At 66.8% G+C, this 17237-nt stretch carries 5 protein-coding genes; all 5 read left to right on the top strand.

The window, feature by feature from the left end:
* Positions 1–672: 672 nt before the first annotated feature.
* Positions 673–7047, top strand: a complete 6375-nt coding sequence (locus tag DLJ47_RS31385; RefSeq protein WP_233258127.1) for a carboxypeptidase regulatory-like domain-containing protein — start codon at positions 673–675, stop codon at positions 7045–7047.
* 268 nt (positions 7048–7315) lie between these two features.
* Positions 7316–13360 (top strand): RHS repeat-associated core domain-containing protein, encoded by a 6045-nt coding sequence (locus DLJ47_RS31380; protein ID WP_233258126.1) that lies wholly within the window; start codon positions 7316–7318, stop codon positions 13358–13360.
* 41 nt (positions 13361–13401) lie between these two features.
* Positions 13402–14028 (top strand): DUF4304 domain-containing protein, encoded by a 627-nt coding sequence (locus DLJ47_RS31375; protein ID WP_233258125.1) that lies wholly within the window; start codon positions 13402–13404, stop codon positions 14026–14028.
* Complete coding sequence (locus DLJ47_RS37300; RefSeq protein WP_233258124.1) at positions 13983–14693, top strand: hypothetical protein; 711 nt, start codon at positions 13983–13985, stop codon at positions 14691–14693. Before DLJ47_RS31375 ends, DLJ47_RS37300 begins: the two co-directional genes overlap by 46 nt.
* Positions 14657–17237: RHS repeat domain-containing protein (locus DLJ47_RS31370; RefSeq protein WP_342447658.1), on the top strand; the 2581-nt coding region annotated here is incomplete at its 3' end. The genes DLJ47_RS37300 and DLJ47_RS31370, both read left to right, overlap by 37 nt.

Here is a 17237-nt window from a genome sequence, read left to right as displayed (position 1 = left end):
GTGGAGCGACACCAGAAGCCTCGCCTGCCGCCAAGCGGCATGACGTTAGCGCCGGTCATCCTCGGCTGCCGGTTCGCGCGCGGAATCGTGGCCGCACCCCCGTTGTCCAACCGGCGGTGCGCCGAACTGTAGAGAGCCTTCGTGGCTGTGTAAAGGCCCCTCACAATCTGAAGTTACAAACCGGACGTGACCTGCCTTTGCGATGCACCCCTCTCACCCAAAGTGATCATGGCGTCGGCGGGTGGCGCGCCTACTCCTGACTCGTCAGCGACCACTCCCATCGACGTGGCCGCCACTCCACGGCGAGGGCATCGCTGCACCTGCGACCTTGGATACGGGGTCTTGTGCCGGGCCAGCGCGGGTGACTACGTCTTGGTTGACCTTGGGTGAACTGCGGGCCGGGTTGGGATGCCTTTGCCTGATTTGTGGTCGCAGCTTGTGATCGACCTTTACATAGATCATCCGCCATCCCTAAAGTTCGGCGCACTACTGGTCCTGTAGCGGGGGTGTCTGGTGGCTGGTGTCCGTACGGGTGTGTCACGGCGTTGGTGGGCCGTGGCAATGGCTGCGGCGTTGATGGCGGCAGGGTTGGGCTCACCGGCGCGCGCCGAAGCGGCACCACCGGAAATTGCTTGTGCCGACGAACAGCCCGATGTGGGCTCGGCGCGGCGGATGGTGCAGACCTGCGGTCGCCGGGTGGAGATCCTCTCCGAGCGTACGGAGTGGTCGCAGACGTTCCTCAACCCCGACGACTCCCGGACGCTCGAGCAGACCATCGAGCCAACCCGGGTGCGTAAGGGCGGCTCTTGGGCGCCGGTAGATACCACGCTGAAGATGTCCGCAGAGGGGGTGACACCGCGGGGAACCGTGCTGCCGATGGTTTTCTCTGCCGGCGGTGACGCACCAATCGCCCGGTTGAAGGACGGCGGCCGGGAGGTCGCGATGACCTGGCCGGGCAAGCTGCCGGCGCCGGTGCTGGACGGGTCGACAGCGGTCTACCCAAACGTGCTGCCGGAGGTGGACTTGCGGGTCACCGCGCAGCCGCTGGGCTTCTCCGAGGTGCTTGTGGTGAAGTCTCGTTCGGCGGCGGCGGACCCGAGGCTGGCGACGCTGCGGTTCGGCCTGGCCACCAAGGGCGTCACGGTCAGCGCGGCGGCTGGTGGCGGTCTCGCCGCGCGGGACGATAAGGGTGCGACGGTCTTCGCCGCCCCGGCGCCGTTGATGTGGGACTCGTCGGAGGCGCCGGACACCGCGACCGACGGGGCGAAACCGGCGGAGAAGCGGGTGCGGGTGCTCGGGCCGCAGCGTAAGCCGAGCGCGAGCGAGCAGCGGCGGCAGTTGGAGCAGGAACGTTCCGCCCTGGCGACACCAGGGAAGCCGGCGGTGGCGGAGAGCGCCCGTCGAGTGGTGATGCCGGTGCGGGTCGACGGGGACCAGATGACCATCGTTCCGGATAAGGCCATGCTGGCGGACCAGCGGACCAAGCTGCCGATCTACATTGACCCGTCGTGGACCGGTGGGATCGTCAGCAACGCGTGGACGTCGGTGTGGAGTAAGCACAAGTCGAGTTCGTTCTGGCAGAACTCCTCGGCGCTGAATAACGGCAAGACGTTTGGGTCGGCGGGTGCGGGGCGTACGGAGGACTGTTCCGGCTGCGCGGACCACATCATTCGCTCGATGTTCCGTATGAACACCTCGTTGGTGGCGGGTAAGCACATTCTTGCCGCACAGTTCCGCATCGAGCAGCGGCACGCGTGGACGTGCAGCCCCAAACCGACCAACGCGAAGCTGTGGATGACGGGGTCGATCTCGTCGAGCACGACGTGGAACAACCAGCCGACCTGGTACAGCGGGTACACCGCGCAGACCCTCGGCAACCGCAAGTACGGCGCGGCGCATGGTTGTCTCGGCGCCGGCACCATCGAGTTCAATGTGAAGTCGATGGTGGCGAAGGCGGCGGCAAGCAAATGGTCCAACCTAACCGTCGGCCTACGAGCGGTCGACGAGGGCACCAAGAATCAGTGGAAGAGGTTCAACCACGCCTCGCCGAAGCTGTCGATCACCTACAACACCACGCCGAACACCCCGTCGGAGCGCAAGTCGGACGGTAAGGACTGCGCCACCGGTTCTGCGCGGCCGTACGTGCTGACCACCACACCGACCCTCGCCGCGAAGCACTCTGACCCGGACACCTCGCAGCAGTCGTTGACGACCGACTTCTACTGGTGGCCAGTCGGTGGGACGCGGAGCGAGACGAACAAGATCTCGAAGTCGGCGGGCAACCCCTCGATTGTGCCCGGGGCGGTCCCCCCGGGCAGGCTGACCGACGGCACCAGCTACGTCTGGCAGGCCCGGACCTGGGACGGCTCCCACCACAGCGCCTGGTCCGGCACCTGCGAGTTCACCGTGGATGCGACACCGCCGCCACCACCGGCCGGTGTCATGTCCACCTACTACCTCAGCGACGGTACGCCGCGGGGTGGTGTCGGTATCTCGGGCACCTTCAATATCGCCGCGCCGAGTACCCGCCCGTACGAGGTGAAGGAGTACGCCTACAGCCTGGACTCGGGCGTGCTGACCGCCGCGAAGACCGTTCCGGCCCGTACCACCGACTACGGCGCGTCGATCAGCCTGGCTCCGCTGCACGACGGCATCAACCGGCTCTACGTGTGGTCCAAGGACCACGCGGGTCGCTTCTCCACGCCGGTGACATACACGTTCAGTGTCCGTGCCGGATCTGGCCCGGCGGCGGAGTGGACCTTCGAGGAGACCGGCGGCACGACGGCGACCGACGACTCCGGGCACGGCAACACGCTGACCCTCGGCTCAGGTGCCATTCGTGTCGCCGGTCGGTCCGGGGTGGGCACCGCCCTGTCTCTGCCAGGTAACGCCGCGGTCACCAAGACCGGCACCCTCAACAGTCCGCACCCGGACACCGGCGTCTCCACCCCGGTGCGGACCGACGCCGACTTCACCGTCGCGGCCTGGGTGAAGATCAACTCTACGTCCGGCAGCGCGGTCCAGACTGTCTTTAGCGCGAGCGGGTCCAGGACGTCGGCGTACCAGTTGGGTTATGCCGGTAGCAGTCAACGCTGGCGTTTCACCATGGCTGGCGCTGATACCGATAACCCGGCCCTATATAGCGTGTTGTCTGACGCTGCGCCGACGGCGGGTAAGTGGACGCACGTCGCCGGTGTGTATGACGCGTCGACGAAGAAGATGACGTTCTACGTCAACGGTGTGTTGCAGAGTGCCACCAGCACGGTCAGCGGGGGCTTCAACGCCACGACTGAGGTGGCGGTCGGCAAGCGCAAGTGGAACGGCGCCTCCGACAGCTTCTTCACCGGCACGGTCGACGACGTGCGGTTCTACAACTTCACGGAAACGGCGGCCAACCTGGCGAAGCTGGCCATACCGCTTCAGCCGAAAATCACGTTCCCGAGCGGGTCTGATGTGACCGCCGGTGGTCAACTCACGGTGAAGTTCGACGCGGGTGGCGACACGAACGTCACCAAGTTTAGGTACAGCGCCGACGGGACCGGCCTGGGCAGCACGGTGAACGCTAGCGCCCCGGGCGGCACGGCGACCGTCACCATCAACGTCGGCGGTACCACCGGTCAGCGACCGGTGTACGCGGTCGCGGTGGACGACGGCAACCGGGTCAGTGAGATGAGTCAGGGGCAGTTCACGGTGGCGCCGGCGGCGAGCCTGTCCGGCACCGTGTACGACCCGTTCTTCCTGCCGCAGGCCGACGCGATCGTCCAGCTCCAGCCCGGTGGTTACCAGGCCACCACGGGAGCAGACGGGCGCTTCTCGCTGAGCAACTTCCCCCCTGGCTCGTACACGATCACGGTGACCTACGGCGGGCGCTGCGGGCCGGCGTTCAGCCAGGCGATCACCATCGACGGTCAGGGCTCGGAACTGGAGATCTACCTCGTCACGTTCAGCGACGACCTGGGTCACACATGCAGCGAGCAAACGACCGCCTTCACGGCGGCGTCCACCGCGCTAGCGCTGACGGGTGACGACGCCGTCACCACCGTACAACTGCCCTTTGCTTTCCCGTTCTACGGTGGCGCGTACCGCAGCGCGTGGGTGGACACCAACGGTGTGCTGTCCTTCGCCGACCCGGGCGGTTCGCACCCGTACACCGGCGGCGGCCAGTTGCCCGCGCCGGCGGACCCGAACGCGCTGGTGGCACCGTTCTGGGATGACCTGGTGGTCGACGCGTCGGCGAGCGTGCGGACCGCCACCACCGGCACCGGCAGCGGCCAGCGGTTCGTCGTCGAGTGGCGCAACGTGCACCGCAAGGGCAACACCGCGGAGCGGCTGTCCTTCGAGGCGATCCTCGCGCCGGACGGCACGGTGACCACCAATTACGACCAGCTGGACACGGCTGCGGAGAAGGGTGCCAACGCCATCGTCGGCATCGAGGCGGCCGCCGGTGAGGACGGGCTGTCGTACTCGGTCGGTGAGCCCGTGCTCAGCAGCGGCAAAGCTGTCACCTTCACCCGCCCGGACGTCGACGGCGGGCTGAAGACCCACACGCTCTCCGGCACGCTCACCGACGCGGCCGGTACCCCGGTCGTCGGCGCCGCGGTCACCCTCGATCCGAGCGGCCTGAGCACCACGACGGCAGCGGGCGGCGCGTACAGCTTCACCGGCTTGGTTGAGGACAGCTACACCGTCTCGGTGAAGCTCGCCGGCCGGTGCGGCGCCGCCGTGCGCAGCCAGGTGGAACTGTCCGCCGACACCGTGCGCAACCTGCAACTTGGCCCCGACTACGGTGGCCTGGGATATGCCTGCGCCACCGGGCCGTCCGGATTCATCGCGGCCTCCACCGTGTTGGCGCTGACTGGCGACGACGTGGCGACCTCGGTCACCCTGCCGTTCGCGGTGAAGTTCCACGGCCAGTCGTACACGACCGGCCGGGTGCACACCAACGGCCTGGTCAGCTTCGGCAGCGCCTCCGGTGAACCGGACACCTGGGCCAACCCGACGATGCCGACCGCCACGGCACCCAACGCGGTGGTGGCCCCGTTCTGGGACGACTTCGAGGTCGACGCCGCAGCCAGCGTGCGAACCCAGACCCTCGGTACCGCCCCGAACCGGTCGTACGTGGTGGAGTGGCGCAACGTCGGCTTCCGACCGACCAACACCGAGCGCCTCACCTTCGAGGTCATCTTCCACGAGGACGGGCGCATCGCCTTCCACTACGGCGCGATGGCCACCCCAGTCCAGCAGGGCGCGGGCGCGACCGTCGGCCTGGAGAACGGCTCGGGCACGGTGGCGGCGCTGTACTCGTTCCATGAGGCGGTGCTGACCGGCAACACCTCGATCACCTACACGCCCGCCCCGGCGGGCACCCTCAAGGGTCTGCTCACCACAGCGGTGACCGGCCAGCCGGTCGCCGGCGCGACGGTCACCCTGAACCCGGGTAACCGCACCTCCACCACCGGCGCGGACGGAAGTTACCAGTTCACCGCCGTTCCGGTCGGTGAGTACAAGGTCGCGGCGTCCACCGGCGATAACCGATGTGCCGGCCAGTACGCCCGCGAAACCGTAAACCACCCCGGCGGGACCTCGGACGTCGACCTGTCAGTCATGGTCGACGGCGACGAGTTCGGCTACAAGTGCACCACCGGCGCGCAAACCTTCATCCCCGGCGACATCGTCGAGGGCTGGTCCGGCGACGAGACCGTGTGGCAGAAGAACCCACCATTCCCGGTCAAGCTCTACGGAGAGTCGCACACCTCGGCCTGGATCAGCGCCAACGGCCTGATCAGCTTCAAAGACCCGGCCTACTTCGGCTGGATCGGCTCCGCGCCGGGCACCATCCCGTCACCCGCCGCCGAGGGATCCCCGAACGCCGCGGTCTACGTGCACTGGGACGACTGGGTGATCGACTCGCAGGCCCGGATCGCCACGAAGATCAGCGGCACCGCGCCGAACCGGCAATGGGTGGTCGAGTGGCGCAACGTGCACCTGTACGGCGATACCAACACCCGCGCCACCTTCGAGGTGATCTTCGCCGAGGGCGGTGACATCACCCTCGCCTACGCCGACATCGATCCGGCCAAGCCGGTCGAGCGCGGTGGTGAGGCCACGGTGGGCATCGAGAACGCCGAGGGGTCCATCGGCTTCCAGTACCTGCACCGCGAGGCGTGGCTGGCCAGCGGCCAGGGCGTCACCTTCAAGCCCAACCCGCCGGGGCAGGGCAGCGTCGTCGGCACGGTGATCTGCCAGGGCAGCCCGGTGGCCGGGGCGACCGTCGCGGCGGCCGGCAAGACGGCCACCACGGCGGCGGACGGCACCTACCGCATCGACGCCATGCCCGCCGGCTCCTGGGCGGCGATCGCCACGGTGACGAGCGGCACCTGCAAGGGCTCCGACGTACGGCAGGCGGTAGTGGGCACCAACACCCAAGCCACCGCCGACTACGCCCTGGGCGCCACCTCCAACGGAGGCGGTTACACCCTGGCCGAGCAGGCCGTGCCGTACACCCCGGCCGACGCGACGGTCCTCGCGCTTACCGGCGACGACGCCTACACCTCGGTCGCCCTGCCCTTCCCCGTGACGTTTTACGGCCAGACATACACCACCGGCTGGGTGGACACCAACGGCGTGCTCAGCTTCGCCGACCCCGGCGAACCCTCACCAGACGCCTGGCCCATCCCCTCACCGGACAGCCCAGAGGAACCCAACGCCGCCCTCTACCCCTTCTGGCACGACTGGGTCGTCGACAGCAACGCCAGCGTCCGCACCGCGCTGCGGGGCAGCGCACCCAACCGGCAGTTCGTCATCGAGTGGCGCAACGTCCACTCCTACGAGGACCCGCTCACCAGGGTCACGTTCCAGGTGATCCTCGACGAGGCCGGCGGCTACAGCTTCGCCTACACCGACAACGACGGCACGTTCCTGGAGCGGGGCGGCGGCGCCACCATCGGCATCGAAAACTCCGACGGCACCTCCGCCATCCAATACACCTACCGGCAACCGGTCCTCCGGCCCGGTCTGGGACTTCGCTTCAACCCGCCCACCCCCTAACCGCCACGCCAGGTCGGAAGGTGCCCGCTCCGGAGGGCACCTTCCGACTCCTCCCGCCTAATCCGCGTGACCTACGGAGGCACCCGTGTCCTCAACCGATCCTCAATCAGTACCGAGGGTTACTAGGCGGTGGCGCGACAGCCGCTGGTATCCAGCCTTCGCGGCTGGCGTCACCGCCGTCGTGGCGGCCGGTCTGCTCCACGCGCCCCCAGCGAAGGCCGCGCCCACCAAGCCCTACACCCCTGCGCAGGCCAAGCCGGTGCCTACCGTGCCGGTACAGAAGCCGAAGGCGAGCACGGCGAAGCCGGCTGCGCGTCCGGCGGTCGCCGCGGCGAAGCCGGCGCCGGTATGGCCGGCGGCTCGGACCGAGGTCGTCGAGGTGTCCAACGATGCCCGCGCGAACAGGTCCGGCGACCTTCCGGTACGCGTGTCGGCGGGCCCGGCAGCGGCGCGCGGGACATCTGCGCCGCAGCGGGTACGCGTCGAGGTCCTCGATCGGGCGGCCACAGAACGGGCCCGGGTGGAGGGCGTCCTGGTGCGTCTTGCCAGGGCCGACGGTGTCCGCGCCGCGGGCAGGGCGAAGGTCACCGTCGACTACCGGTCCTTCGCCACGGCCTACGGGGCGGACTGGTCCAGCCGGCTGCGACTGGTGGCGTTGCCCGAGTGTGCCCTGACTACCCCGGAACGGCGGGAGTGCGCCGGCACGCCGCTGCCGTCACGGAACGATCCCGCCACGAAGTCGCTGGCGGTGGAACTGTCGCTCGGCGAGGCCCAAACGATGGTGGCGGCGACCGCGGGGGCTTCCGGTCCGGCCGGTGACTACGCCGCCACGTCGCTGAACCCCTCGGCGACCTGGGCGGTCGGCGGCAACACCGGCGCGTTCACCTGGTCGTATCCCATGCGGACACCGCCGGCCTTGGGCGGCCCGGCCCCGCAGGTCGGTCTCTCCTACTCCTCACAGTCGGTCGACGGTCAGCACGCCGCCTCCAACAACCAGCCCTCCTGGATCGGTGAGGGCTTCGAGCCGTCGATCGGCGGGTTCATCGAACGGCGCTACCAACCGTGCGCGCGTGACATGGATGGCTCGGCCAACAACGACAAGAAGACCGGCGACCTGTGCTGGGAGACGGACAACGCCGTCCTGTCGTTGGTGGGCCATTCCGGCGAGCTGATCTTCAATGCGGCTGAGAACCGGTGGCACCTCCGCGGCGACGACGGCTCGCGCATCGAACGCAAAACCGGCGCGAGCAACGGCGACAACGACGGCGAGCACTGGGTCGTTACCACCAGTGACGGTGTCCAGTACTGGTTCGGCCGCAACCGCCTGCCCGGCTGGACCTCCGGCAAGCCGGAGACCAACTCGACATGGACGGCTCCGATTTTCGGCAACGATCCAGGTGAGCCCTGCCACGGGACTGCGTTCATCGACTCGGACTGCTCTCAGGCGTGGCGGTGGAGCCTTGACTACGTAGTCGACCCCTCCGGCAACTCGACGTCGTACTGGTACCAGCGGGAGACCAACAAGTACGGCCGCAACCTGAACCCGGACGACGATGCCACCTACGACCGTGGCGGCTGGCTCGACCGGATCGACTACGGCACCCGCCAGGTCAACGGCGTCGACTCGGTGCTGACCACGACCGCGCCGATGCGCGTCGAACTCGGCGTCGCGGACCGGTGCCTGAGCGACTGCGCCATCCGTGACGAGGTGCACTGGCCGGACACCCCGTGGGACATGGCCTGCTCGGCGACGTCGTGCCCGGACAAGTTCTTCCCCACGTTCTGGTCCACCAAGCGGCTTTCCACCATCACCACCCAGGTTCGCAACGGCACGGGATACAGCGACGTCGAGCGGTGGACGTTGACCCACACCTTCCCCGATCCGGGTGACGGCACCCGCGCCGGGCTCTGGCTCGACAAGCTCTCCCACACCGGCCTCGTCGGCGGCAGCGCCTCCGTCCCAGACGTCGAGTTCACCCCTGTCCAGCTGCCCAACCGGGTCGACACGATCGACTTCGCTGCGGCGATGAACTGGATGCGGATCACGAAGATCCGCAACGAGACCGGCGGAACGATCAGCGTCAACTATTCCGAGCAGGACTGCAAGGCCGGGCAGACAATGCCCACCCCGCACACCAACACACGCCGCTGCTATCCGGTGATCTGGGAACCAGAGGGCTACTCCAACCCCGTCACCGACTGGTTCCACAAGTACGTGGTCACAACGATCTACGAGAACGACAACACCGGTGGTGTTCCACCGCAGGGCAGCCCGCGGATTGCCTACTCCTACACCTACTACGACGGGATCGCCTGGCACTACAACGACGACGACGGACTCATCGACCGGAAGCACAAGACCTGGTCGGACTACCGCGGCTACGGACGGGTCGGGGTGACCGTCGGCGACGCCGGCGAGCAGACCTACACCGAGACCCGGTATTTCCGCGGCATGTACGGCGACAAGCTGGCACCGACCGGTGGCACGCGCACGACGACCGTCGACGGGATCAACGACGAGGATTGGTATGCGGGCATGACCCGCGAGACCAAGGTATTCAACGGCCCGGGCGGAGCCGAAGTCCAGCGTGAAGTCAACACGCCCTGGGAATCGGGGGCGACTGCCACCCGCACGATCAACGGCGACACCGTCACCGCCCGCTTCACCCGTGTCGGCACGGTCACCCGCCACACGGCCCTCGACGGCGGGCGCGGCGAGCGGGTCAACAAGACAGTCACCACGTACGACGACCACGGCATGGCCGTCACCGTCGACGACCTCGGCCTGGACGGCGTCGCTGGCGACGAGCAGTGCACGAAGAATGACTACACACCGCGCAACACCGACGCCTGGATCATGGATCGGCTCCACCGGGTGCAGTCGTACGCGGTGAAGTGCGCCGACGCCGCGACGCCCAGCGCCCTCGCCGAGACGGATGTGATTGGAGAGACCCGCACCCGCTACGACAACCAGGCCTTCGAAGCGGCGCCGGTCAAGGGCCTCGCCACCCACACCGACGAAATCGCCGCCTGGAACGCCGGCGCACCAACCTTCACCACCGTTGATCGGAACGCCTATGACGTCCACGGGCGGGCCGTTTCCACTTGGGACGCCATGGACAAGGCGACCACGACCGCCTTCACCCCGGCGACTGACGGTCCGGTCACGTCAACGCTGTCGAAGAACCCGTTGCTGCACGAGACCACGACAACGTTGGATCCCGCCTGGAACCTGCCCACGTCGATCGTCGACCCGAACGGCAAGCGCACCCTCCTTCGTTACGACCCGCTGGGGCGGCTGACCGCAGTGTGGGGTCCCGGTCGGGACGAGGCTACCGAGACGGCCAACAACACGTTTAGCTACCAGATCCGCACCGACGCGCCATCGGTGATCGCCACCTCACGCCTGAACGCCGCAGGGGATTACGTCACGTCGTACGAGCTCTACGACGGCCTCATGCGCGAGCGGCAGACACAGCGGCCGTCTTCCTCTGGCGGCCGGCTCATCACCGAGTCGTTCTACGACACGGCGGGCCGGTCGGTGCTCAAGTTCGACACGTACCATGCCAGCGGAGCACCGGGCGGAACGCTGCTGACGGCGACAGACAAGGCGTTTGTGCCGAGGCAGACGCGCACCGTGTACGACGGGGCCGGGCGTACCACGGCGGACATCTTCCAGCCCTACGGCGCCGAGCGGTGGCGGACCTCCACGTATTACGCCGGTGACCGCACCGATCTGACCCCACCTGAGGGCGGCACGGCGACCTCCAAGGTCACCGATGTGCGGGACCGGATCGTTGAACTCCGGCAGTACCACGGGGCGACCCCGACTCCGGGTACGGCGGCTAGCTGGGACGCGACGTCCTACAGCTATGACCGGCGGGGTCACCTGACGAAGGTAGTCGATGCCAAGGGCAACGACTGGATCTACCGGTACGACATCCGTGGCCGGCAGACCGAAATCGACGACCCCGACAAGGGACTGACCGTCTCCACCTATGACAACGCGGGACGGGTCAGCACCATCACCGACGCGGCCGGACAGAAGATCGCTTATCTGTACGATCCGCTGGGCCGTAAGCGTGCCACATACGAAAACCAGGTGGGCGGCCCGTTGCGCGCCCAGTGGATCTACGACACCATCGCCAAGGGCTACCTGTCCCAGTCGACCCGGTTCGTGGGGTCGGCACCGTACCAGGTCAAGATCCTTGACTACAACGACAGCTACCTGCCCGGAAACACCCAGCTCATCATCCCGGCCAGCGAAACCGGCCTGGCCGGTACGTACAACTACAACAACACCTACAACCTCGATGACACGGTCGCCTCGACGAGCATCCCGTCGACCAACACGGGACTGCCTGCCGAAGCGCTGACATACGGCTACGACAGCCTGGGGAAGCCGACCACCCTGCACACGCTGTACGGCAGCCAGTCGTCATCGTACGTGGCCGACACCGACTACAACGCCCTCGGGGAAATCGACCAAATTGAGCTGTACACCGGCAGCGGCGGTCGAGTCTTCCAGAAATACAGCCGGGAACTGGAGACCGGCCGGCTCACCGGCGTCCGAACCGACCGTGACTCGATCACACCGCACATCGTCGCCGACACTCGGTACAGCTACGACGACATCGGCAACATCACCAAGATCGTCGACGCCGCCCCCGACCCCGTTGATGACACCCAGTGCTTCGGCTACGACCACCTGCGGCGGCTCACCGAGGCGTGGACGCCCGGGAACGGCGACTGCACCGCCGCGCGGTCTGTCGCCGCACTCGGCGGGCCAATGCCGTACTGGCACTCCTGGCGCTTCGATGTGCTCGGCAACCGGACGTCCGAGGTGGTGCACCGGAGCACCGGAGACGCCACAACCACCTACACGTACCCGGCCTCCGGCGCCACCAGTGTCCGCCCGCACGCGGTCACAGCCACGTCGGGCGCCAGCGCCGGCGCCTACACCTACGACGCCACCGGCAACCTCACCAGCCGGCCCACGCCGTCGGCGGGCACCCAGAGGTTGAAATGGGATCCCGAGGGTCACCTGGAGACGTCCACCGACGCGACAGGGGAGACCCGCTATATCTACGACGCGGACGGCAACCGCCTCATCCGTCGGGACCCGACCGGCAGGACGCTCTACCTGCCGGGTCAGGAAATCCGCTACACCACCAGCACCGGCACTACGTCGTGCACCCGGTACTACTCCTTCGCCGGATCGATGGTCGCGTCCCGGACCAGCGCCGGGCTGACCTGGCTCTCACCGGACCACCAGGGAACCGCGCTGGTCGCCGTTCAGGCCGGCACCCAGCAGGCCACCGTCCGCCGGCAGACCCCCTACGGCACGCCCCGGGACGGGACGACGCCGGCCTGGCCGAACGACAAGGGGTTCGTCGGCGGCACCATCGACAACACCGGCTTGATCCACCTCGGGGCCCGGGAGTACGACCCCCTCCTCGGACGGTTCGTATCCCTCGATCCCGTTATGGACCTGCTCGACCCGCAGCAGATCAACGGCTACGTCTACAGCAACAACAACCCGGTCACGCTCTCTGACCCGTCGGGCCTTAAGTTCGAGGAAGAGACCTGGGCGGAGTACCACAAGCGGGTCCAGAAGCACAACGCACAGCAGGCGAAGGAAAAGAAGAAGAAGTACCTCGGTTTCCTGAACAACGCCCGTCACCGTGCCGCCCAGCTCGCGGCCCAGGAACGGATCAAAAAGCAGGTAGCTGACATGGGCGGCGACCCGGACATGGTGGTCATCGAGTACGAGATCGCCGACGCCTGCAAGACCAAGAAGCACAAGGGACAATGCGGCGAATCAGGTAGCGCCGACATCGTATACATCGATGAGGACACCAGGACGATCTATGTCTGGGAGGTCAAGATCGCCCACCGGCCGGACGAGGCGGCGAGCGACGTCAAGCACTACATACGTAAAATCAAGGCACAGGGCAAGTACGACGCCAAGCCGGGCTTCGCGCTAACCTCGCTGGTGTTCGCGGCCGTGCCAGGCACCCCGGAAACAGTGGTGGTGTTCAACGGCCCAACCGAAGGCCAGGTGTTGTACCGTCCGTTCCGGTGGCGCACGCCCAAGCCACCGGAGCCCCCGAGGACCGCCCCGGAGCCGGTGCGAGTGTACAAGCCGGTCCAAGTCCAGGAACCTGTGATCAAGAATCCGTGGGTGGTCGGAACGATCGTCACCGTCGGCGTGGTCGGCCTGGCTGGTGCCTGCGTCCTCGCGACCGCGGGAGCGTGCGGTCTCGCTCTCGGCGCCGGTGCCATCGGCGGTACCTTGGCCGCATCAGGATAATCTGCTCGTCGCCGACCCGGCGAGCTGGAAAGGAGTTGCTGGTGTCCCCGCAGACGTCGTTCAACGGCTTCCTCGAGGACTTGGCGGTCCAGCTCGCCGGGCACGGCTTCGAGCGCGGAGATGAAGGGCGCGTCTTCCGTCAGTTCTCACCGCAGGGGGATGCGCTCATCATCGAGGTGCAGCCTTCGGAGCATTCCACCCGCTGGGAGAAGGTTTTCTACATCAACGTGGCCTTGGTGCTGGCACCAAATTGGGAATGGGACCGGCAGCGAACTGGGAGGTCGGACTCGGAGCTTCCCCGGCACTACGACGGCATGTGGCGGAGACGGCTCGGATTCACCCGACTCTCGCCGGGCGGTGACCAGTGGCGGATTGCCGACGACGAGACCGCCGCTGCGGTGTCCGACCAGGTGCGGCGGCTCCTCGACGAGATCGTGCCGCAGCTCCTGCCCCTGCTGGATCGCACCGTGGTTCTCGACGAAACTCCGGACATCCTCGGCCCGGGGGCCTGGCTGCTCCGCGCGTGGCTGCTGGCGGAACAGGGCCCGACCGAGAAGCTGCAGCATCTGCTGTTCGTGGAGAGACCGGCTCACACCCACGACTCCGTCCCAACCAGGACAGTATGGAACTACGCGAACAGCCGTTCTCGAAAGGCCGAGCAGCACTAGGGCTTAGGGCTCACAGATGGCGCTTCACGGCTCGGCCGGCCGGCAAGTCTCTTGAGGACGCCGGGGCGCGCGGCATGGACGCGGACAGAGCATCACCGAGCGGCGGCACCCGTGACGTGAAGATCGGCGGGATCAACGACGAAGACTGGTACGCCGGCACCACGCGCGAGGTCAAGAACTTCAACGGTCCGGGTGGCCAGGTCGTCAACCGACAGACCAACGAGCCCTGGGCATCGCCGGCGACGGCGAGCCGCACGATCAACGGTGACACGGTCACGGCCCGTTTCAACCGGATCGCGGTCACGCGGTCCTACACAACACTTGACGCCGGCCGGGTCACGAAGGTCGTCAAAAGCTTCGACTCCAATGGCATGACCACCCAGGTCGACGACCTGGGGGAGGAGAGTGTCGCCGGGTACGAGAAGTGCACCAAGAGCGAGTACAACCCACGTAACGTCGGTTCCTGGATCATGGACCGCGTCCACTCCTCGAAGACGTTCGCGGTCGAGTGTGCCGATGCCGACGGAACACTGACCGACGAGGTGTCATCAGTGAACTTCGCACGTCCTACGACTCACAGGTGTTCGGCACAGCACCGAACCGGGGTCTGCCGACGCGAGCGGAGAAGATGTCCGCCTGGAACGGCGGTGCGCCGACGTTCGTGACGCAGAACCGCGCCGCCTACGACGTACAGGGCCGAGTGACGTCCACCTGGGACGGCATGAACTACGAGACCAAGACCGCCTACACTCCCGCCACTGGGGCACCAGTCACGGCCATGACGGTCACCAACCCGCTGCAGCACGTGGCGGTCACCAACCTCGAACCGGCCTGGGGCCTGACCGCATCAACGGTCGATCCCAACAACAAGCGCACCGACCTAGGTTATGATCCGTTAGGCCGTCTCACCTCGGTATGGCTCCCTGACCGGGACAAGGCCACAGAGACGCCGAACCTCAAGTACACGTACCAGTTGCGCACCACCGAGCCAAGCGTCGTCACCACGGCCCGGCTGAACGCCGCTGGCAACTACGTCGAGAACTTCGCCCTCTTCGACGGCCTACTTCGCGAACGTCAGACGCAGGTCGCATCCCCCTCAGGCGGACGGTTGCTTACCGACGCCTTCTACGACACCGCGGGACGCAAGGTCGTCAGTTTCGGCACCTATCATGCGACCGGCACCGCCGGTGGCACACTGAGCACAGCCGTCGACCGCGCCCTCGTGCCGAACCAGAGCCGTATCGTCTACGACGGCGTGGGCCGAGTGACCGGCACCGTCTTCCAGCCATACAACGCGGAGCGGTGGCGGACCACGACCTACTACGCCGGGGACCGTACCGACGTTACAGCGCCAGAGGGCAGCCCGGCGGCCAGTTCGACTGTCACCGACGCCCGCGACCGGACGGTCGAACTTCGGCAGTACCACGGGGCCACCCCGACCCCCGGCACCCCGGGAAGTTGGGACACCACCCGCTTCACGATCGACCGGCGCGGAAATCTCACGAAGGTCACCGACTCGGCGAACAACGTCTGGACCTACGTCTATGACACCCTGGGCCGGCAGATAGAGAGCCAGGATCCCGACCGAGGCAAAACCACCTTCACGTATGACAACAACGACCGGGTCACCACTTCCACCGATGCCCGAAACAAAAAGCTGGCGTACCTGTACGACCCGCTCGACCGCAAGCGGGCGGTGTACGACAACCAGATCGGTGGGACGCCGCGAGCGCAGTGGATCTACGACACCCTCGCCAAGGGGCGGATCACCCAGTCCACCCGAATGGTGGGATCGGCCGCCTATCAGGTGAAGGCCCTCGGTTACACCGACAACTATGAGCTGACCGGAACCCAGGTCATCATCCCGGCCTCCGAGACCGGATTGGCAGGAACCTACAATTTCGAGAAGACCTGGAACATCGACGGCAGCATGGCCTCGAGCACCTTTCCATCGACCAACGGCGACCTGCCAGCCGAGACGCTGACCTACGACTATGACGACTTCGGCGGCCTGACGACCGTAAAGTCGCTCTACGGCTCGACACTGATGTCTTACGTGGCCGACACGGACTACAACGCACTCGGGCAGATCGAGCAGGTGGAGCTCTATACCGGTTCAGGCGGGCGGGTCTTCCAGGCGTTCACTCGTGAGCTGGAAACAGGACGCCTGCTCGGCATCCGGACCGACCGCGACCAGGTAGCGCCGTACATCCTCAGCGACGTCCGGTACACCTACAACAAGGCTGGGAACATCACCCGGATCCAGGACGTAGCCCCGGATCCGGTCGATGACACGCAGTGCTTTGACTACGACTACCTCGGACGGTTGACTGAGGCGTGGACCCCGGAGTCCGGCGACTGTGCGGCTACGCGGAGTGTCGCGACACTCGGGGGCCCGGCCTCCTACTGGCACTCGTGGGCCTACGACAAGGTCGGCAACCGCAAGCAGGAGACCGTGCACAGGGCGGTCAGCGACGCAGTAACCAACTACGTCTACCCGGCGGCCGGCAGCGCCAAGCCGCACACCCTGTCCTCGACGACGGGCGCGCGGCCCGGCACCTATACCTACGACGAGATGGGCAACACCCTTACCCGCCCCACGGCAGACGCTGGCACGCAGAACCTAGAATGGGATAACGAGGCGCTTCTGGCCAACTCGACCGACGCCACGGGCCCGACCAGCTACATCTACGACGCCGACGGCAACAGGCTGATCCGTCGTGATCCACAGGGCAAGACGCTCTACCTGCCGGAACAGGAGATTCGCTACAACAACAGCACGCAATCAACGACCTGTATCCGGTACTACAACCACAACGGCAGCACGGTCGCCTCCCGGACCGCCGCAAAGTTGACCTGGCTGGCGGTCGATCACCAGGGCACCGCGCTGGTATCCGTTGACGCGGCGGACCAGTCGCACACCATCCGGCGGCAGAACCCCTTTGGTGTGCTGCGCACCGCCTCGGACTGGCCGAACACACGCGGTTTCGTCGGAGGAACCGACGACAACACCGGGCTGACGCACCTCGGCGCCCGGGAGTACGACAACATTATCGGTCGCTTCCTCTCCTCCGACGAGGTCATGGACCTCACCAACCCACAACAGATGCACGGCTACACGTACGCCCACAGCAACCCGGTCACGTACGCGGATCCGACAGGCAACCTGGAGTGCGGTAACGACGACTGCTCAATGAACTCGCGCCCGA

The organism is Micromonospora sp. S4605, from assembly GCF_003176715.1.
Classification (GTDB): Bacteria; Actinomycetota; Actinomycetes; order Mycobacteriales; family Micromonosporaceae; genus Micromonospora; species Micromonospora echinaurantiaca.
Note: the sequence above shows the minus strand (reverse complement) of the source record. Positions and strands in the feature narration are given on the sequence as shown.